The organism is Methylophaga thalassica (assembly GCF_030159795.1).
GTDB lineage: Bacteria > Pseudomonadota > Gammaproteobacteria > Nitrosococcales > Methylophagaceae > Methylophaga > Methylophaga thalassica.
Window position 1 is genome coordinate 553993 of the sequence record NZ_BSND01000005.1, and the last position, 19683, is coordinate 573675.

At 42.9% G+C, this 19683-nt stretch carries 22 protein-coding genes; 11 read left to right on the forward strand and 11 right to left on the reverse strand.

What is annotated here, in order from left to right:
* Window positions 1-66: 66 nt before the first annotated feature.
* The 6 genes from pqqA to QQL60_RS09855 all read right to left on the reverse strand — a co-directional run bounded on the left by pqqA (window position 67) and on the right by QQL60_RS09855 (window position 4874).
* Window positions 67-138, reverse strand: a complete 72-nt coding sequence (gene pqqA, locus QQL60_RS09830) for a pyrroloquinoline quinone precursor peptide PqqA (RefSeq protein ID WP_081443609.1) — start codon at window positions 136-138, stop codon at window positions 67-69.
* 129 nt (window positions 139-267) lie between these two features.
* Entirely contained in the window at window positions 268-912 is a 645-nt protein-coding gene (locus tag QQL60_RS09835) for a response regulator (RefSeq protein ID WP_284723190.1), read from the reverse strand.
* Window positions 909-2627, reverse strand: a complete 1719-nt coding sequence (locus tag QQL60_RS09840; protein WP_284723191.1) for a PAS domain-containing protein — start codon at window positions 2625-2627, stop codon at window positions 909-911. The genes QQL60_RS09835 and QQL60_RS09840 overlap by 4 nt, the downstream gene beginning before the upstream one ends.
* A complete protein-coding gene (gene soxZ / locus QQL60_RS09845) occupies window positions 2624-2941 on the reverse strand; it encodes a thiosulfate oxidation carrier complex protein SoxZ (RefSeq protein WP_284723192.1) in 318 nt (105 codons plus the stop codon). The genes QQL60_RS09840 and soxZ overlap by 4 nt, the downstream gene beginning before the upstream one ends.
* Window positions 2941-3426, reverse strand: a complete 486-nt coding sequence (locus tag QQL60_RS09850; RefSeq protein WP_284723193.1) for a thiosulfate oxidation carrier protein SoxY — start codon at window positions 3424-3426, stop codon at window positions 2941-2943. The genes soxZ and QQL60_RS09850 overlap by 1 nt, the downstream gene beginning before the upstream one ends.
* A 5-nt stretch (window positions 3427-3431) precedes the next feature.
* Window positions 3432-4874, reverse strand: coding sequence for a M48 family metalloprotease (locus tag QQL60_RS09855; RefSeq protein ID WP_284723194.1), 1443 nt, complete (start codon window positions 4872-4874; stop codon window positions 3432-3434).
* Window positions 4875-4977: 103 nt separating this feature from the next.
* On the opposite strand from QQL60_RS09855, the gene QQL60_RS09860 reads away from it, so the two are divergent.
* Complete coding sequence (locus tag QQL60_RS09860; RefSeq protein ID WP_284723195.1) at window positions 4978-5208, forward strand: sulfurtransferase TusA family protein; 231 nt, start codon at window positions 4978-4980, stop codon at window positions 5206-5208.
* 402 nt (window positions 5209-5610) lie between these two features.
* The gene (locus tag QQL60_RS09865; RefSeq protein WP_284723196.1) at window positions 5611-6186 is read left to right on the forward strand and encodes a hypothetical protein; all 576 of its coding nucleotides are present in this window, start codon (window positions 5611-5613) and stop codon (window positions 6184-6186) included.
* 141 nt (window positions 6187-6327) lie between these two features.
* Here the strand turns inward: QQL60_RS09865 and QQL60_RS09870 are convergent, their stop codons facing one another.
* Window positions 6328-7920: a DUF6166 domain-containing protein gene (locus QQL60_RS09870; RefSeq protein WP_284723197.1), complete on the reverse strand. Its 1593-nt coding sequence runs from the start codon at window positions 7918-7920 to the stop codon at window positions 6328-6330.
* A 114-nt stretch (window positions 7921-8034) separates the two neighbouring features.
* Between QQL60_RS09870 and QQL60_RS09875 the strand changes: the two genes are divergently transcribed.
* The 9 genes from QQL60_RS09875 (at window position 8035) to QQL60_RS09915 (ending at window position 13612) form a co-directional block, all read left to right on the forward strand.
* Complete coding sequence (locus tag QQL60_RS09875; protein WP_284723198.1) at window positions 8035-8238, forward strand: helix-turn-helix domain-containing protein; 204 nt, start codon at window positions 8035-8037, stop codon at window positions 8236-8238.
* A 63-nt stretch (window positions 8239-8301) separates the two neighbouring features.
* Window positions 8302-8919, forward strand: coding sequence for a helix-turn-helix domain-containing protein (locus QQL60_RS09880; RefSeq protein ID WP_284723199.1), 618 nt, complete (start codon window positions 8302-8304; stop codon window positions 8917-8919).
* A gap of 137 nt (window positions 8920-9056) precedes the next feature.
* Complete coding sequence (locus QQL60_RS09885) at window positions 9057-9263, forward strand: hypothetical protein (RefSeq protein ID WP_284723200.1); 207 nt, start codon at window positions 9057-9059, stop codon at window positions 9261-9263.
* 223 nt (window positions 9264-9486) lie between these two features.
* Window positions 9487-9717, forward strand: coding sequence for a hypothetical protein (locus QQL60_RS09890; RefSeq protein WP_284723201.1), 231 nt, complete (start codon window positions 9487-9489; stop codon window positions 9715-9717).
* 479 nt (window positions 9718-10196) lie between these two features.
* A complete protein-coding gene (locus QQL60_RS09895) occupies window positions 10197-10931 on the forward strand; it encodes a hypothetical protein (protein WP_284723202.1) in 735 nt (244 codons plus the stop codon).
* Window positions 10932-11036: 105 nt separating this feature from the next.
* Complete coding sequence (locus QQL60_RS09900) at window positions 11037-11891, forward strand: hypothetical protein (RefSeq protein WP_284723203.1); 855 nt, start codon at window positions 11037-11039, stop codon at window positions 11889-11891.
* Window positions 11892-11904: 13 nt separating this feature from the next.
* Window positions 11905-12402, forward strand: coding sequence for a hypothetical protein (locus QQL60_RS09905; protein ID WP_284723204.1), 498 nt, complete (start codon window positions 11905-11907; stop codon window positions 12400-12402).
* The gene (locus QQL60_RS09910; RefSeq protein ID WP_284723205.1) at window positions 12402-13418 is read left to right on the forward strand and encodes a type IV secretion system protein; all 1017 of its coding nucleotides are present in this window, start codon (window positions 12402-12404) and stop codon (window positions 13416-13418) included. Before QQL60_RS09905 ends, QQL60_RS09910 begins: the two co-directional genes overlap by 1 nt.
* A 14-nt stretch (window positions 13419-13432) precedes the next feature.
* Window positions 13433-13612 carry a hypothetical protein gene (locus QQL60_RS09915; RefSeq protein WP_284723206.1) on the forward strand — a complete coding sequence of 60 codons (180 nt, stop codon included), beginning with the start codon at window positions 13433-13435 and terminating at the stop codon, window positions 13610-13612.
* Window positions 13613-14054: 442 nt separating this feature from the next.
* Here QQL60_RS09915 and QQL60_RS09920 read toward each other — a convergent pair whose 3' ends face one another.
* The 4 genes from QQL60_RS09920 to QQL60_RS09935 form a co-directional block, all read right to left on the reverse strand.
* Complete coding sequence (locus QQL60_RS09920; RefSeq protein ID WP_284723207.1) at window positions 14055-14327, reverse strand: hypothetical protein; 273 nt, start codon at window positions 14325-14327, stop codon at window positions 14055-14057.
* A 70-nt stretch (window positions 14328-14397) separates the two neighbouring features.
* On the reverse strand, window positions 14398-16605 hold the full coding sequence (locus tag QQL60_RS09925; RefSeq protein ID WP_284723208.1) for a GmrSD restriction endonuclease domain-containing protein: 2208 nt from the start codon (window positions 16603-16605) through the stop codon (window positions 14398-14400).
* Between the two features lie 175 nt (window positions 16606-16780).
* Window positions 16781-18535 carry an ATP-binding protein gene (locus QQL60_RS09930; RefSeq protein WP_284723209.1) on the reverse strand — a complete coding sequence of 585 codons (1755 nt, stop codon included), beginning with the start codon at window positions 18533-18535 and terminating at the stop codon, window positions 16781-16783.
* Window positions 18532-19683: an SIR2 family protein gene (locus QQL60_RS09935; protein ID WP_284723210.1), complete on the reverse strand. Its 1152-nt coding sequence runs from the start codon at window positions 19681-19683 to the stop codon at window positions 18532-18534. Before QQL60_RS09935 ends, QQL60_RS09930 begins: the two co-directional genes overlap by 4 nt.

Genomic DNA, 19683 nt, shown 5'->3' on the forward strand with positions numbered 1-19683 from the left:
CAAAAGGGATAGGCAAAAAAAAGCCCCTTTGCGGGGCTTTTTGTATTCTCTGTATGAGAAAGGCGTTTAGCGGTTGCAGATGTACATTGTTACTTCGAAACCGAAACGCATGTCTGAATATTCTGGTTTAGTCCACATGATAAATACCTCTTCATTTATTCAACCACTATTGGCTGAATTCCATGGTTCACACTTTACGCAGTTCAGTTAAGAATTCGGAGAGGTTTTTACTCGATAAAACTCAGGATTTTTCTGAATGATGAATACTTAGGCATCGACCAAACCACAGCGGATGGCCAGTCTTGCTAGCTCAGCCGAATTCGATACATTCAACTTCTGTTTGATATTGGTATGGTGGGTTCCTACCGTTTTCGGGCTCAAGTTGAGAATATCGGCAATTTCGTTCACGGTTTTCCCTTCGGCTAGCAGTCGAAATACTTCAAACTCACGTTGACTGAGCACGTCCACGGGATTTTCAGACCCTGTTAGCTTTTGCATAGCGAGTTGCTGAGCGATTTCAGGTGCAATACAGGTTTTTCCCTGAGCGACCATTTCTACAGCTCTCAACATTTCTTCAGGTGCACTTCGTTTAGGTATGAAACCTAAGGCACCGGCTTGCATGGCTCTGGTGGTAAAGACACTATCTTCATGCACACTCAGCACCAGTATTTTTGCTGACGATTCTCTTGCAATAATTCTTTCAATGGCTCCCACACCTCCGATGCCCGGCATAGAAATATCCATTACGACCACATCAGGGTGATACTTATTAAAATCCTGAACGGCTTGTTCTCCACTCCCTGCTTCAGCGATTACCGTGAACTTATCTCCATCCTCTAAAAGACGGCGGAATCCTGCTCTGACCAATTCATGATCATCAACCAACAATATTGTTTTTTTATCCAGACTCATAATAATCTGTCCGTTCTAAGAGGAATAATTACGCTGATCTTAACGCCATGACCTGGCTCACTAATTAGTTGAAACTCACCACCAAGACTCTGCGCACGTTCACGCATACCTAGCAATCCAAAATCAACATCGGAATGCAAGTCTTTAACGACCATGCCTTTGCCGTCATCTTTAATCTCGATAATAAGATTATCAAACTCGCTGTTACTGGCTTTCTGTGTCTTAACAAGCGCATGAATCTGGCTTGCTTCGGCATGTCGAACCGCATTGGTTATGGCTTCCTGCACAACACGGAATACGGTCATATTCATCATTTCATTCAAATTATCCAGCTTTCCAGAGACTTGTATATCAAAGTGAATATCGGGCTCTCGCTCTTGCCAGCTGGTAATCGCCTGTTGCAATGTCGGCACCAAGCCTAAATCATCGAGAGGACTTGGCCTCAGGCGCGTGATCATATTATGCACCACATCGTAGATATGACTCGCTGTATCAATAATTGCTTGAGCACTATTGAATACACGTGGTTCAGTCTGCTCGGTGCGGTTACGGATTAACACGGCATCCGTCTTAATCGCAGTAAGGCATTGCCCTAATTCATCATGCAGCTCTCTAGCAAGATGGCGTCGCTCCGCTTCTTGTACTTCATCCATATGCTGTGTCAGCAAACGTGTTTCCCTGAGTTGCGTTCTGGCAGCTTCAGCCTGTTTTAGTTCGGTGATATCACGCAAGGTACAAATCAGGCCAATAACTTGCTGCTCCTTATCAAACAAGGGCACTGTTGACATGAGAAGTGATACTTTTTCACCATCCGGCCTCAAAAGTGTCGTTTCCATATTTTCAGTGGTTTCACAGTTTTCTAGGATAGACGCTATCTGTTGATGAGACTGTTGGAAACCTAAATTAGCAAGCGCTTCACCTTTTAAAACCGGGGTTTGTTTAGCAAATAAACGCTCTGCTGTCGAATTACAGAAGGTAATATTCCCTGCATGATCCAAAGACAAAATAGCATCACCAGACTGCCTTACTAGCATTGCCAAGCGTTGGTTTTCAGCCATACTTAATTCAAGTGCTTGCCCCATCCGATTAAATGTCTGGCTAATCTGATTCATTTCCCCCAAACTAAAGTCAGGTAAACGTAAATGCAGATCACCTTTCTCAAACGCAGATAAGACCTGTAATAGTCTCTGCAATGGCCTAAGAAACCAGTCTACGCCCCAGTAGAGAAATACGCTGACGAATACAAAAACGACTAGCCCTAAGGCTAAAATCCCTCTTATATCCATCCAACGGTCACTAATTTCCTGCATTGGCGCCGCATAGATGACCATATGCCCAGTACCAAAACGTTTCGATAGAGGAGTAATTTCAGGAAACAATACTTTTACAAACCATTGAGGTGGCTCAACTTTTAGCGTTTCGTCAGGCTCACCTTCAAACAGCAGCCCCTGAGTATCGAACATCAGAATATGTAAACTTCTGATTTGACTTAAGGCCTTGACCATTTCATGAATTTGTTCGTTGATACCGTGGTCACGATTGAGAGGCTTATCAGCTAGAGTTAGGGTGATAAGTCGTGCTGCGGCATTCATGGTGTCTTCGACTTCAACCTGCACTGACTGGCGAGCATTCGATATCAATACACCTGTGCTTGCCAGTAATGAAAGCAACAATAAAGCGGTAAAAAACAGATTAACTTTTAATTTAAGACTCATCGTAACTCAGTTTCAGTTACGCCTTTGGCGCCAAGGTTATCCACCCATCGAATCATAATCTTATCGCCCAGTGCTCCACCAGCTAATTGAAAAGAAAAATAAGGGTTACGTGCAGTAGCCGTTCCACACTTTAACGCCATGACTTCGTTCCCATTTCGCCAGCAACGAATATCCTGAATAAACTCCGCTGGAATCAATTCACCTTTTTCATCCTTGCCTCTTCCCGTATGCATCGGATGGGCAAGCAATAAACGAACGGTGGTATCACCATCTTTCAACTTCGCACGAATTCGATCTCTAGCAGTAATGGCCATTAAGCGCAGCCTCCAATATCCACTGAAATATCACGTGAGGTTTTGTATAACTTACCATCCGCTCTGATAACAGCGATAATTTTTGAATCTTCAGCCACTTTAATCATGCTTTTGAATGGCAGCTTTACATCTGAGGTTAATTCGAGACTCATTGCCAGAGGATTAGGATTTTTCTCAACCAAGATAGCGATACGCTCAATATTTTCCAAAGAAGAGCGCACCTCAAAAGGAACGGAAGCACCATTTACCGCATAGCTGGGTGGTGAGCCTACTTTAAAACTGACTTTATCTTCTGGAATATCTTGAGCCTGTCCTAGCAGTGCTAACAAGGCATCCTCTACTGTATCAGCTGTAAAGGCATCAGAGGGCCAATGAGCTAACACTCTCTTGGGAGCTAATAAGCCCGTACTTGCGACCAGAGCCAAGGTCGATGCAGAAATAGCACTCTTTAAAAAATGACGTCGGCTTTTATTTGAATTATCCATCACGTTTAATTTTCCATTTCGCTCATGGCATTCTCAACCTCTCTTAATCGTGAAGCAATTTTTGATAGTTGATATTCATCACGACCTGCTGCCTCTGCTGCCAAATGCAGCTGATCGGCAGCCGCTTTAAGTAAACCAGATTCGTAATAATATTCTGCTAGCCAAGCGTGGGACTCACTTTTTTGTCCCGTATCACCTTTTGCTTGCGCCATGAGTTTATAAATCTGGCGCCCCCCTTCACCTAACTCTATCTGGGTTTGCAATAGCTTAGCGGCTTCTACTGGCCTAGCCGTTCTTAATAGAGCATGCACCTGATTCAGAGTCAACGCCCGGTCATCTGGATATAGGCGCTGATTATCCTCGTAAATATCCAGTGCTGCTTTTACTCTACCAACAGATAATTCAATGTCCGCTAGAGCGAGCTGATAGGCTAGGCGATCAGGTTCCCTTTCGATTAATGGCATTAAACGCTGCCGAGCCGCTGTGTATTGTGCATTTTTAATCAAGGCCAGCACATATCCATAATTGACAGGGTCCTTGTTCGTCAGCTCATCTCTAGTCAACTGGTGCTGATAATACTTAATGACTTCCTGAATATCTTGTGCCGTCATCACACGCAGCTTTTCTTTAATTAAATAGAACTGTTCATGATCGGAAAGCCGAGGCTTAACTTGATATTGTGAGGCTCTACCTCTGGAGTCGGCGATACGTGACGTAGTAACAGGGTGAGTCCGTAAAAACTCTGGAATAGCATCCCCCCCATAAAATCGACTTGCTTGTTGTAGCTTCTCAAAAAAGCTCGGCATGGCTTCCGGATTAAACCCAGATTTAACCAGTGTTTGCATACCAATGTTGTCAGCTTCTGCTTCATTCGCTCTAGTGTAATCAATCTGACTCTGAATACTCCCTGCCTGCACAGCCATAATGGCAGCCGAACCAGCTTTGGGATCTGCCGCCCCTAATAACGCAGCCGCTATCATGGCTGCAGTACGAGGTATAGTCATACGCTTTGAGTTCTCAAAACTTCTCAAAATATGACGTTGAGTAATGTGAGCTATCTCATGCGACATAACAGAAGCCAATTCGTCTTCATTGGCAGCCGTTATGATCAAACCTGAGTTGACACCAACATAGCCACCTGGAGTGGCAAAAGCATTAACGGCACCATCTGGCAACACAAAAAAAGTGTAGTTTAAATTAGGCTCATTACTGTTTGAGGCCAATCGATACCCCAAAGATTGAATGTAACTCGTCACTTCAGGGTCTTCGACCAGCTCTGTGCTTTGTTGTAATCGCCAGAAAAAAGCCTGACCTATCTCCTGCTCTTCTCGGGGAGAAATCAACTCACCGGCACTATCGCCCATTTCAGGTAAAGCAATATCCAGCGCCCAGCTTGTGCTCAGATGACAAAAGAAAAGTACGCTGACGATGTGAAATATTGTTCTCATAAGCTAAATAGACCTACCACAAAGGCGCACGGTTCCAGCAAGACAGTGAATACAAATCCGTTTATCATTGCGTCACATTTTAAGAATAAATTGGACAACTAGTATGTCAGAATTTCATAAAGAAATTGATACATCCGGACTCAATTGCCCTCTTCCCGTACTGAAAGCCCGAAAAGCACTCGCAGACATGGCATCTGGGCAGCGGCTTTTGTTAATTGCGACCGATAAAGGTGCCAACAAAGATATTCCCGCTTTTTGCAAAATGACGGGTAATCAGTTGGTTGATACTTCAGAGGTCGATAACAAATATCACTTCATCCTCGAAAAAGCCTAAAAGACAGCACTTTCGTTCGCTTCTCGACCTGTCGAAACAGCCCTGTTCAGTGTCTCAAGATAGTCGCTATAGAACGTTGTATGGGTAGAAAAACTGCAGCAATGAATGTGTCAGTTATTGAAAAAATAAGATAAATGGCGTCCCCGACAGGAGTCGAACCTGTGGCCTTCCCCTTAGGAGACGGATTTAACCTTTTGTTTTATAAAGGGGTATTCTATAACACCCTGATTTTACTATCACTTAGTATAACGACTAAGCACACTAAGTCACGAATAATCACGTTGTTAGTGTCCCAAATTTGTCCCAAATATTCTAATCTTTTGAGTGTGTATTAACGACAAATACTTGCATTTGTTTTATTCTGAAAGAGAATCTGGAATCTTAACCACTATGGAGAGTGATGTGAAATTATGTAAATCTTTTCTTACTGCAATTTTTTTTAGTTTTGCTGTAACCGGCTGCTCAAGCGATCAAGCCAGCGAAAAAAACTTTAAAAATGTTCTTCAAAATTACTACAACTCTTTAGATAAACCCGCGACTTGCATATCAGCAGGTCTAAAATTCCCTTACGAAAATCAGAAAACATTAGATTGGAACATCGGCGGTGCTTCTCTCGAAGATAAGTTAGGTGCCTTGAATGATGCCGGATTAATTGAACAAGCTGGCGATGGTTATTCTTTATCTAGCACTGGCGAGAAATACTATGATGGGAGTGGTAGCTTTTGTTATGGCAGTATTCAAGTAACAGAGGTCACTAACTTTACTGAACCTAACACGATGCGGGGATACACGGTGTCTCGTGTAAATTATGTTCTCAATGTCAGTGATCGACCAGAGTGGTCAAAAAATGAAAACCTGAGCAAGATTTTCAAGATCACTGAATCAGGCTTAAAAGGTGGATACGGTAATACCGAACCCAAACATGCAATGATGCTTATTAAAACGAATAAGGGATGGGTTACAGAGAAAGAAATGTAAACAAGGCCATTACCTACCCCCAAAAAAAAGAAGCCTCTAGAAAGAGGCTTCTTGCGTTTTATCTAATCCAATAATTTTTAGTAGCCCCGAACTATCATTTTTATAGTTCGAGAATGATTCTGAACAATATTGTAAATTCTGTTAGGTTCCTGAGTTGGAAAAAACACAGCCCTTGAGTAAAAATCGATTCATTGAAGAAGAAATAGATTGCATTCTATCTTTCTCTGAAACCAATGGTTTTCCAAGTACATGTAGTAGCTGTCGTGATGACACGGTATATGAAACATCGCCAGGAAATCTAGACAACAGTCTGTAAACAACTATTTCACAATGATAAAATTCAACCTCTTCAGAAACACCTGCAGTTTTGAAAAGATCTTTCAACATGGTGTATGCCAGTTGGTATGGACCTCTTCCTCCATAGCCCCATGCAAACTCACTATCATTGTGTGGGTCACATAAAATTTTTGAGGGATCTCCCCACAATCCTAGCTTTTGTGAAAGGCTCGTTTTATCTGAAACGTACCCTGAATCATGTATGAGTTGCCTTTTAAGGCTAATCCCATCCTCCGTATCTAAGTGATACAGAACCAATGTATTCAAATTGATTTTTGTTTTTTCATAATACCTATAATGTTGTATTGATATGGGCTCTATATGAACTAGCGGCAAAAACACATTCATAATAGGATCAGCTAACTTTAAAGTTTTTGCTATTACTTTGGCCAAGTCTCCCCATGAAAAACCTAATTTCTCAAATTCATTTGATAACTTTTGATACCCAGCCAAGACAGCAATTAATAACTTTTCAGGCTCTTCAACTTCAACAATGTCATTACTCACGCATGCAAGAGCCATTGCTCCACTGCCGATAGGAAACTCTGCACTTATTAGAAGTCCCAAGAACCTAAGTAAGTTTGAGGGGGTGCCCACTAAATTTTTATATTCTGAATGAAATCTGCGGTACTCTGCCTCCGTTAAATCTCTGTGTGGGTCGTCAAAAATATTTTGATGCAGCCTTGCAGAAACAAACAGTGTAGAAATCATGATATCAAGATACCAATCACATAAAGCCGATTCGTCACTTAATATTTTATCCGTGACGGAACTGCACAAGAACATTGGTATAGCTGATACGCTATGCGTACAAAGTAAAGATAAAGAAATGTCGTTTACTGCGAAATCTTTTTGCCACGTTTTTTCCCCTTCATAGACAAAAGGAATTCGCCATTTTTTTGCAATTTCACTCAAACATCGTTCTGCCAGTCTTTCTTGATCATCCGGAGCCAGCAAAGATGGCCTAAGTTCAGCAGATCTAGCACACAAGTAACAGTCGAGTGCTGTCAATAGCGCTGGTATGCCTATAAATGAATGATCTGGAACGAGGAATTGCCCTGAGTCAGGTGAAGCAATGCACAATTTCTCTCTCTTGCTAGGAGGGGGATCGCTTTTTCTCTTTAACCAACGACTAAAAGTGGTTGGATCGCAAAAGTATTGCTTTTCATTGTCAGTAGTTGGATCGCAAAAGTTTTGCTTTTTATTGCGAGTGGACATGCGAATGGACAGTGGCAACCTATTATGGACAAAGTTATAAAGATCAATATCTCTTACAGCACCCATGTCCGTGATCTCTTGACTTAGACAGAACTCTCTTTTCAATTGGAAAGCCCATGCCTGAAGTCTAATTTCCCATGTTGGTAATCGAGTAGCCTCTTTTGGAGGTCTTCCTGCCATTTTGCACTCCTGCAAAAAATACATTCTAAAGAATCAATTCTTTACCTTTTTCTACTGTCACTTGAAGCATAACATGCACCAAAACCATCCGATATCGTTCTGGAGCATAATTTCATGTCATTCAATGATACTCATTTACTTACTGTCGCAGAGCTGGCAGATGTCCTTCACATGGATGTAGGAACAATAAGAAACCGTTTAAGCAGAGGAGACGCCATGCCACCCTCGATCAAAATCGGACGTCGTCGACTATTTCCGGTAAGCGAGCTAAGTAAGTGGCTAACAGCACAACTGACGTCAAATGAGCAGGAGGTTTAGGCTGCCAATTAGTGGCATTAAACCGACCTTTTCTTCCTAATAAACGTCATTTGACCAATATCTATGAAACCAACTAATGACCTAAATTGGTTCCGAGTTATTCGGGCAACGCTCACCACCATGGCAAGTGCCCTAAGACAAAAGAAAATAAATACGACGGATATTTATTTGTATCTTTTGATTAAGTCTTATGCCAATTACAAAACAGGTGAGGTAGAAATTGCTGCTCCAAGACTGTCTGAAATGGCAGGTTTATCGACTGCTACGATTAAGCGCTCTATATCGAACCTGGTAAAGAATGAATATCTCAGAAACAAGTCACGTAACGGACAAGTTAATCAGTACCACTTAGTTGAGCATGTTCCACTAGTCGTTGATGGTGAGCCGAAATTAGCTAAGTGGGAATACGCACCTGCTACTGAGACGAAGGTTCGAGATGAAATAAAGAAATATCTAGCCGGAGGTGAGCTCTCCAGTGATGTATCTGTCAGCATCGAGAATATGACCATCAACTTCTATAACAACGTGGTTAATATCAACATCAGTCATGACGTTGATCTAACAAAAGAAGAAATGGACTCAATTTTAAGCGCCTTGCAAAACCCGAAAACACCACCGAATTTTAGAAAAAAACTTACCGAACTTTATCCACAGCTCAAAAATGAGCCGGGTCAAATATGATATGGGGGTAGTATCAAATATGAGCTGGGGGTCGTATCAAATATGATACGGGTCTCTTCCTTATATATAGATATATAGATCTTTTAGAGTAAAAAAATTGTGGATAACTGAAATTTACTTAACAAAGAAGCGAGCAAATGAATAAAAACACTGTTTCTATGATTGGACTACATGTATCAAAAAATGAAATCACAGAACTACCTGATGGCCTTTTCTTAATCGAAAAGACTTACAACGGACAAAAGTTCTCTGTCACCCATGACGATCTGACTGCAGGTATTGAAGCAATGAAGTCATTGATTGAAAGCAACTGCATGCGAGCAATAACTCAGCCTTCCCAATAATGACATTACTACATTTCTGTATGCGTGAATCAATGAGGCCTGACTCACGCATGACTTTATGTGAGCTCATATCGCATTAGATATCGCATGTAATCGCGTTTTTAATACGACGTGGTTGATTCTGGACGAATTCCCAACCACCTCGCAAAACGCTGATATAACAGTCAAAAAAGAGCGTTTTTTGCCTGCCTGGATAATGCCCCTGATGAAAATGGAGCAAATAATGATGATGAATTTGAAGCGCCCCCGTCAGGACTGCACGCAGCCTGACTACCTGCTTCGCAGGCTTCGGCGAAACCACATTGCATGGGGTTATTTATCGCCTCGGTTGTGGCTTGAGGCCGCAACTCTCGCTGGACGCTCGACCCACGAAACAGGTAGTCAGGCTGCGTGCGAAATGATGGTTAATGATGACATTACTTGTTATGCGTTGATTGATTATCGCTGTGCTTAACCTGGATGGCACTTGCATGACGGGGGCGCAATCACTAACGCATATTTTTGGCTTGGGCCAAAACCATGCTTGTTCAGCCTAGGGGCTGACCATAGCGATTAGTGACAAACTTGGCCGTTTGTCATTCCGTCAGATCCTGAACGGAAGCTGACGGAACGAGCATCACATTTATGCCTTTGGGAAGGCACAAATGAGACCGCAATTTCTGGCTGAAATTGCTCTGCTCGCATCCAGGTGGTTGGCCACCAGGTGTGATCGCCCTTGTGGTTTATCAATCACAAGGGCGATGCACTGACTCATTCGCTTTTTGATAGAAAAAGTCGCGAATGTCGTCATTGTGTCAACGCTATTTTACTAGGCCGCAAAATAATCGATGACACAAGTTAGGTCTCTATTTTTCGGTTCCGAAAAATAGCTGATCTTTTGATTGAAGTCTGTGCTTTTTCGGAACCGAAAAATCAAGTATAGGGAGAATGTTTATGGATAAACATGCACGATTTGAAGAAAAACGGGATTTTCTGATCGAGTGGGTTTTGGAATTTCACTACACCACTCCCAGAATCCTATGCTCTGCTCTCGGGCTCAACCGACAACATCAGAGCAATTTCTTTGCATCTTTAAAAAAGTCAGGCCTGTTCAAATTTATCCGGCACCCTTTTATCAGAGAGAACGTCATTATTTTGTCTCACCAAGGGCGAAACTATGCGTTCCTGCTATCAGAGTTAGCAGAGTCGTATTCCATGACAGAGAGTCGAATCACCGGCTCCAACCTGATACATAACCTCAATGTTCAACAAGCCGTAATCTCACGTGCGGATCTGAGTCGTCCATTCAACTTCCGATTTGATAAACACGTCACTGAAATTACCAAGGGCAAGCGTCCAGATGCCGTCTATATGAAAAATGGTGTCTGGCATGCCTTAGAGGTCGAAATCACTCAGAAAAGTCGTAATCGTATCTACGCGGGCTTTCTTGAACAGATTGAAAATATGAAATCGGAGCATTACGAACATGTTGAATACATTTTCCCTTCAGCGTCGTTAATGAGTCGTTATCAGAAACGGTTTAACGACGACTTCTGGCCAGTCGTGTATCGAGATAAAACAGGGAAATTCAAGCAGCAAATCCGCGACGGTGAGCTTGTGATGGCTGATGCTCGAAGCGACAAAATCAGGCAACGCTTCTCATTCACCACAGGTATGCCTTATCAGTAAACAGGTGCATAAGGCTGCAATGGAGCACCTGGATCAGACAAGTCTGCTCGCAGTCACCCTATCTTAGGGTCTCTTTTTTAACTGGAATTAATTCAGGAAACAACCATGAAAAAACACATTATTGCTGCAGTTATTTTCTTCAATAGTCTGTGCTCTGTGAACGTCTATGCAACGGGTATCCCGGTTGTTGATGTGGCTCACATCGCAGAAACCGTCCTGCAATATCAACAACAGTTGAGAGATTACAAAGAATACATGATCCAAACTGGATTACAGGAGAGTCAGATGATGCAGATGCTGACCGACTACCAACAAGTTCTCAGGGAGTACGGTCACTATCTGAATCAGATCCAAGGATTACAGAATCAGATCTCAGCAAGCGAATGGGATATGTTGATTGGCACTGTTGAGCAATTTTATGGCAGTGCTGATATATCGGTTATCCCTTCCATGGATCACACTTCACCGACATATCAAGAAGATGTTCGTAGCGTTCTGAACGAATATGGTCTTGCCCCCAAGTCGACAGACGATGTCATCACTAGATTTGAGTCAGCCGGTGTCACAGACACGGCTGCATTTCAATCCAATATGGATCAAGCCAATCAAACCTATTCCAAGTACTCCAATCAACTTGAAATGGTGGCTTCCAATAGACAACAGATCGCCAAACTTCACAGGATAAGAGAGAGAAATAAATCCCTGCTTAAATCGCTTGGGGATGAATCTGATCTAGCAACACTTCAACAAATAGCATCCCAGCAAATCATGCTTTCCAATCAGCTGGAAGGTCAGGCAACGATGCTCAATCAACTGCTACAAACCTATGAGCCCCCTTCAGCGCTCTATGCAGCTCAAAAGGCGAAGCGCCTAGAAAACGAGGCCGCCAGGTTGGAGGCAGTCAAAGATAATAAACCTGAGTTATCTGGCATTACTAATTGGGCAGACTTGGGGCTGTAAACAAAAGGAATTGATGATGAGAACTCTAGTTTTTGGCTTACTGGCAGCCATGATGCCAGCGCATGCAGAGATAATCACCAGTGATGACGCGGTCATAGATACTGACTACGCCATAGTTGAAAAAGCAATTGATAAGGCACGTGAGAGCGAGTGTAAAAAAGTACCTGTTGTAAAACGACTCGATTGTTTTACACGAGTTGAGCGGCCCTATCGTATAGATGGACGAATCAGAGGAACACCTGAATACCTTGCCAAACACTTCATCAACAAAAGCGACGAAGATATCACTCGAGCTATTGAGGCAATTGAAACTCAACTCCAAAACGCTAAAGATGCGGACTTGTATAGCTCTGATGAAATCCAACCGGGGGAGCTGACTCAATTCAAGCTGAAGTATGAAATCAATCAGCTTATTTACCTGCGTGATCATGACCCTGACCGTCATTGCGTCATCTCACTGGATGAAAAGCAAAAGGCCTTCATCGAGAGCAGAGAACCGGAGTGCGAGTAATGTATAAAAGCAAAGTTCAAAAGGAATATGAACTCCACAAAAAAGCATGGGTTCTGGGGTTTCTGACAGGCTTGCTGTGGCTGTTATTAGACTCAAACATGGCTATTGCTGCAGATGTCGACTATGGCAGTTACAAAGTGGCTCATAGCTCATTTGAGACCTTTCTGAGAGAAGTGGGCTCGTATGTAGAGGCGTTGTTGGCACCAGACTCCAAGGCTGCACAGTTTATCAATGCTGAATTTATCACTTTCGCTACTATTCGGTTATCAATGATCCTGTCCAAGTGGGCTATGGACAGCGCTGAACTCATTGATATTTTTGCCGTTGTTTTACTTATCTCAATCGTGCAAATTCTGATTGATTTCTACGATATCCTGACCACAGGTTTACTCACCTGGTCTGGAGATCTTGCCGGCATAATCCAATACACCATCGTTGGCAATGATGACGTGTTTTTTATCACGTCATATCTCAGCAACGTAGTCGATAAAATCTCATTTACTGATGATAGCTGGAGTCTTATGCCTGACTTGATGAATGTTTTGATGCTGTTCATCTGCACAGGGTTATTGTGGCTTGTCAGCATTGCCGCATTCTTCGGAATGGCATGGTCAATATGGGGCTTTGCCCTGGCAAAACTCATTGGTTGGTTTTTCCTGCCTTTCCTATTGTTGGATAAAACGGCGACCTTGTTTGATGGCTGGCTTCGTTTCTTTCTAGGCTTTTTATTTTATGCCGTCATTATCCGAGTAAATGGTTCCCTGGTTGCCGTTATGATGAAGGCCTATTTTGATATCCCGTTGGGTGTCGATGCAGAAATCCAAAACATTGTCATAACCGCCAATTCATTTTCAGATGTTGGGGCATTGATGTCGATGTGCCTTGTCTCCATACTGGCACTATTCGCTACAGGAAAATTTGCCGTAGCAATTTCTGGTGGAGTAGGTGGTTTTGGTGGCACGCTTAGCCAAGTTGCCTTAGCCGGTGCAGGTGGAGTGAGCCGCTATCTCAAATAGTGAATGTGGTTATCATGGATATCGAAAATATTATCGCACTTTTCATCATCATCTTGATGGGGTGCGTCTTTGCCTACTGGATTATGAAGTGTGAAGCATCTGAGGATGCTCACACACACCTTGAGGCGAGTCCAGAAAATAAACAACGGCTGGATGAAGCTATCGAGGAAGTAGAGAAATACAATAATCATTAATCACACTGAGAAAAGGATTTCTTATGTCATTTTATGTTTTAGCTGTGAAGCGATATGGCGTGTGTGTGGTCACCTGAACTGAGTGAGTCAACCCTAGGTCAGGTTTATCACTTCGCTGAAATGGTCCACTGTGATGGAGATAAGATCACTGACAAAAAGATTTTGAGCGTGACCGACAAAACACATGATCTATCTAAGCAAATCTCGCAGCTAAATAATGATGGCAATATAGGCTCTTCTCCCAACTGACTCCGTTATTTTCAACTACAGGGAATCACTACATTCATATTGGGATATTGCCTGAAGCACTGGAACAGGGAATTACTACATTAATGCTTAAGTGGAACGCTTAGTCGTAGAGGCCCTGCCAATGCTGAGTTACGCTACAGGGAATCACTACATTAATAATCATGATGCCTAAACCAAGAGATAGCTACAGTATTCAGGTAGCCTGATTGCTGTAGCTATCAGACAAGCGAAGCGCGGCAGATGAAGAGCTATCATAAAACGCGAGTATTACACTGCCAGACTGTCGGGATATATAAAGCACAGTGAAATACTGACTTGCCAGTATTTTCAGACGCTTGTTCATAAACTCTATGCCGGCGGAGAGTGGCTGCGCGATAAAAACAGAGTACCGAAACTTAACTGGAGAGTCGCGGCCTAGCAAGCTGGAACTATACTCAACTTGGGAAATCAAGACCAGTCTAGGCATTGGTTCCTAGACTGATCTCGCCATCGATTTCCGGTAGGCATAGTCAATCGAAACTTATCATCGCCACAGATTAGATTAAGACCTGACTCTCGGCATTACTGTACCAATTAATTAGATCCATCAACTCATCAACACTCTCCAACTTCCATACCATGGCCGGGAACCCTAGCCGTAGCTTTGGCGTATTTTTTCTATTTAAGTTGGAATTTCTTGGTTCAAGTGATGAGTAATTTTTTTCTGGCACTAGACCTATAGCGTCATAGCCATCCACTTGCTCCGTCCAAACCGTTAAGGACTTGGTTGTTCTCATAAGGGCAAGCTCAAGACCATTCGGAGCACGATAGCCTGCAACATACTTTGTTGGCTCGGTTATAAGCGTGAAGACATTACCAAGTAGCTGCTCTGCATCAGCAACTTCACCTACAGAAGTGTCATGCTGTAGCGGCTCAGGAACTGGTTGTATCGCTCTAGTAGCCACCACTTCAGAATCATCCGATTCAACCATTTCAGTAGCATCTGCAGAAGGAGCTACGATCCGTTCTACTGGAGCAGGCGTTGTCCTATCGCTTACGGCATCAGGAATATAACGTTCACTGGTTACTACCCCAAGGTTCTCCAAGATAGGGCGGAATTTCTTGAGGATGAGCTGCTTTCTCGCCTCTATGAATAGCTCATAATTCTCCAGCTTCCACAGCTCTGGGTTATCAGGTATCAGGTGCAAATCTAGATAATGTCTGGGCTTATCTGAGAACCATTCTTCCGGCAAGGTATCGTTTTTGTTCTGGAAGCCATTCTCATCAGATGTAAGCAACATACAGTTGGCAATCTGATCTCTGGCCCCCGCTTGGTAGCGCATGACCCATTTACCCGTTTCCGGTACTTCAGTCTTCTGTGATCGCAACATCGATTGAGGAAAAATATGATCAACTTCTGGTGAGTTACCCTGGTAAGACGGGTTGTAATCAAACTCTCTGTACCAGAGGTTAAATAAAAGATGAATGTTTTTTGATCCGTAGCTGGAGTGCAAAATCGACTCATCTGAGACATCCATGTTTCGACCATCGTTATGAATAACATCAAACATGGACTCGGCAATCATGTCCTCGTCTTTGTTTATCCTCTTGATACATTTATCAATAAGATTATCTGGTCTTCCACTAAACGCGCCACAGAGTAAGGTCCTGAAAAGGTAGGCATCTACGTGTCTGTTTTTCGCCCACTTCTCTGGATATTTATATCTTAAATAGATCAGGGGTATCAGACCTAAATATGATGGCAAGGCATGATCTGATTTGATGTAAGTCTTGCCATAGAGATAATCTCTCACAGCCTTAATTGCATTTGAAATGTCTTCCCAACGCTCAATGATCTGGCTCTTTGTTGTCTCTTCACGGAATTTTCTTACATCGTAGGCTGCGCCTTTATCCAGCAATACTAAGCAGGTCTTCAATATAAAGTCCCTACTAAATTCATAACCGGTAGCATTGAGTTCACTGATAAGATCTTCCATCGCCTCATCCGCATCCTCCCATGAGGCTGTAAGCAGTGAGAACAATAGATCAGACTTACCGAGCTTTGTGCCGCCAGAGTTAGCACGAATAAAGATCTCTACAACATCATCTTCAGAGTAGGCATCTGGATTATCAATGCTATCTAACTCTTGGTAATTGACGGCCTCTTGGTTGACGAAAACGTTATGAGCACGCCAGATATTTTCCTCCATTATTCTATGGCTTTCATCTGAAGCAGTAGCAGAGGAGGTCGTTATAATGTGGTCAGCCAATTGACTGGGCATAACCCTGTTAGAAAAAACAATTTCTTTGAAGTTGACCCATGGAAAGCTCGCTTTTTCTGGCTCCATAAACTGAAAACGGTATCTCATCTCCTCTGGATTTTTCTGTCCCCCACTCAGTATATGGAAATAAAGCTCCTTCTTGTTATAGCTTCCCTTCAAGGCTATAAAGAGACTCTGCAGTCGCTGTTGCCCATCCAGCACCAACATTTTGGTCTTTTTATCCTCAGGCACATGATAATTAGAAAGTTTCACACCATCCTTATAAAGATCTATGAAACGTCTTCTTTTAATTGCAGACTGTGTTCGCCATACAAGCAAAGTACTGATTGGATACTCTCTCATTAGAGAGTCGAACAATTTCTCGATCTGCTCTTCCTTCCATACAAAAGGCCTTTGGATATTAGGTAACCAAAAACCACCATCTTGCTCTTCATTATTCAGATAACCGACAGCCTTACGAATTGATACTGATTTATTCTTCATGTTTTTTCTTTTTAGTTCTCACCAAAGGGCCTGCTTGTCGAGGGTGAATGACTTAGAGGGGCTACTCACAATTTCATTAAGCCTCGTTTAAGTCGCCCCACAAACCACCAATAGTTTGTATTGGTGACCAGGACAGCCTACAAAATCTAAAACTGAGTCTATTTAGGCATGGAACTCATTTTTGTTGATACCTCCAACGCTGGGCAACTTCAGATAAATTATCTATAATCATCGCCGGTTCTTGCCAACCACCATCAAAATCGATGTCGTTGGATCGAGGCACCTGATTTTCTGAAAGATCTCTAATCATTATTCTTGATGGTAATGTAGCCGCCTGACCTACAAAAATCGCTTCCTGGCGTCGTAATCCAGACAACATTTTTGTTAAACCCGACATTGTGTCTGGCAATATGGACCTAACATGCTCGCGATCGGCATCATTTGTTATACGTAGTACGATCCAGGAGTTGCATTGTGATAGAACCGTTGCTTCAACTTCACTAGGTCGTTGTGACACTAGGAGTAAGCCAACACCGTATTTTCGCCCCTCTTTAGCGATTCGCCTAACAGCATTCTGAGCAGCCTCGTATTGAGCTTCTCCACGGTTTGGTACATAACGGTGGGCTTCTTCACATACAAGTAGCACCGGGCTGTTTTTTCTCTCTTCCTCGCTTTGCCAGACTTTCATCTGAAAAATCATGCGTGAAATTGCAGCACTGGCTGTACCCGCAACCTCATTAGGCACGCCTGACAAGTCAACAATTTGTACCTTTGATTGATCCGTCAAAAACTGGTTCATGATTTCAGGTAATGGATCACCTTCACCATTCCATAAATCCATCATAAACCTCAGACGTCCATCTTTGAGTAATGAGTCAATCTTCCGGATTACCTTGTTAAAATCCTCATGCTGACTTCTATTGTTGTTATCTGGTCTTTGTTTATTTATTGCCCCAACCAGTCCCACTTCGTAACGGTTGCCATCAATCTTTCCAAAATCATCAAGCCCTATCGTAGAGCCCAACATGTAGGGTACAGGTGAGTCTACGGTAAGTTTGGATGTATCTAGATCAAGAGCTTTCGCGGCCTGCTCACGAACATCAATCAAAGCATTTTTTACAATGTTTGACTGGGACGTGGCCGCGAACTCTGTTTTGCCTATGAATAGGCTAAGTGACTCTTCTAAATCTAAGAGCCAGTATGGCAACTTTAAAGAGCCCTCATCTGTTGAAAGCCTTTGGTGTCCATCAAAAGCTTTTCCATACTCATTATGGGGATCAAGAATGATAATTTGAGGATGCCAGTTAGCATATTGGGCTTCATTACCACGATCCAAAATGCTGTGAATGATTGCTGCTACAGTACCTGATTTACCAGCTCCTGTTGAACCTAACACTGCTGTGTGTTTACCCAACAGCTCATTCAAATCTGCATAACATGGTGCTCCACCTGACCCGACATGGTAGCCCAAAGAGATAACAGCGCCATTGGCATCACCATATATAAAACGTAACTCTGACTTGGGCGTAATATAAAGCGTTTGCTGAGGCAGAGGATAAGTGGCAACCCCTCTGTCGAATTTTAATAGAGCTTGGCCATCATGATTTTGAGCCCACTCGCTCTCCCCAAAAAGGTCTGCCTCAATAATTCGCTCATCTGCAGAGGCCGATAACGCTAACCCCTTCTCAACTTGATAGTCAGCTTTCATCCTCAAACGGCCAACTAATGCATAGATCGACTTTCTTCCGAAATGGACTTTAACTATCGAGCCAAACTGACCAATGGGATAGGTTTCACCTGCATAAACTCGGGATAACTCTGAAATGTTTGGATCTAGCTCGGCAATTAACCGTGAACCGTCGACTTCTATAACTTTGCCTATGGCCAGGTTTTCAATTGGCTTTCCATGGACTGAGTCAGGCTTACTCATTTTTTACCCTCCAAAATGGAAGTTATATGTTCAAACTGCCACCAAAGAAGTGGATCATCAGATCGCCGAACATCGCGCCCATGGAAAAAACCTTTATTGGCAAAAATAAGTACCTGTTCAGTTATGCTTTCATCTTCATGCCATTCTTTTAATTTCCCGGCTGGCTCATCCTCATTTGTAAATGCAATCACCGTCAGATCGCCAGATGAGGCCTTCAGTCCACGCTCTATTTCGATATTGATATGGGAGTCACCAAAGCTATAACCGCAAATAACTAAGACTCTTTGAGTACCACGCTGAGGGTTTAGGACTCTTCTGGCTCGATCAGCAAGCTGAGCATATGGATCTAATTGAGTTTCACGATACTTGGTTGAGGCTGGCCAAATTAGAATTCGTTGCTGACCAATATCGCTAGGCTCAATTCTCATTGGGACACGTTGAGGCAGTGTGCTACCTGCTATTTCATACCAATCAATTGATCCGTGTAATTTGTATACCCTTGCTCCAAGATCTGAGCGCTCAAATGTGTCAGGATTCCACCAAGCACATACTCCGCCCTCCATCCCATCTGAAAAAGGTATTTGGGCCAATGCTAAAGAATCCTCAACAAGCGTGTCATAGTTCAAAATCAGGTAGTCTACAGATTGCGCTTGTGAATACTTCCCAGGTCGTGCTGAGTGCTGGTTAACTGCCGATACGAAGCGTTTATGTGTATGAATATTTACAGATGCTCCGATAATATCGGCCACTGCTTTCTTAATGTGCTCAATAGCCGATAGTAGTTCTGGCTCTGTGTAGTCATTTCCACCAATTGATACGGTCTGACTGGCAGCATTTCTAGACTGTCGTCGACTGGCAATCGCGGTTAAATCAACTAGTTCACTCAGATAATCTTCAATATGCGCAGGAGGCTCAGCTCCTTCAAATTCATCCTTTATTGCTTGCAGAATGGCAGAAGCACCACCATCAAGCTCACCATCGGCTAGAACTTTTTCAGTCAGCTCCGCAGTTAAAGGTAAACTGGCACATTTGCTACAGCCAGCACCAAGCAGGAAAGCTCTGCCACTCTGAGATAAAAGCTCATCTAGGCGGTGAATTACTTCATCAAATGGTTTTTTGAAAATAGGGGAAAGAGGATCTTCTGCCAT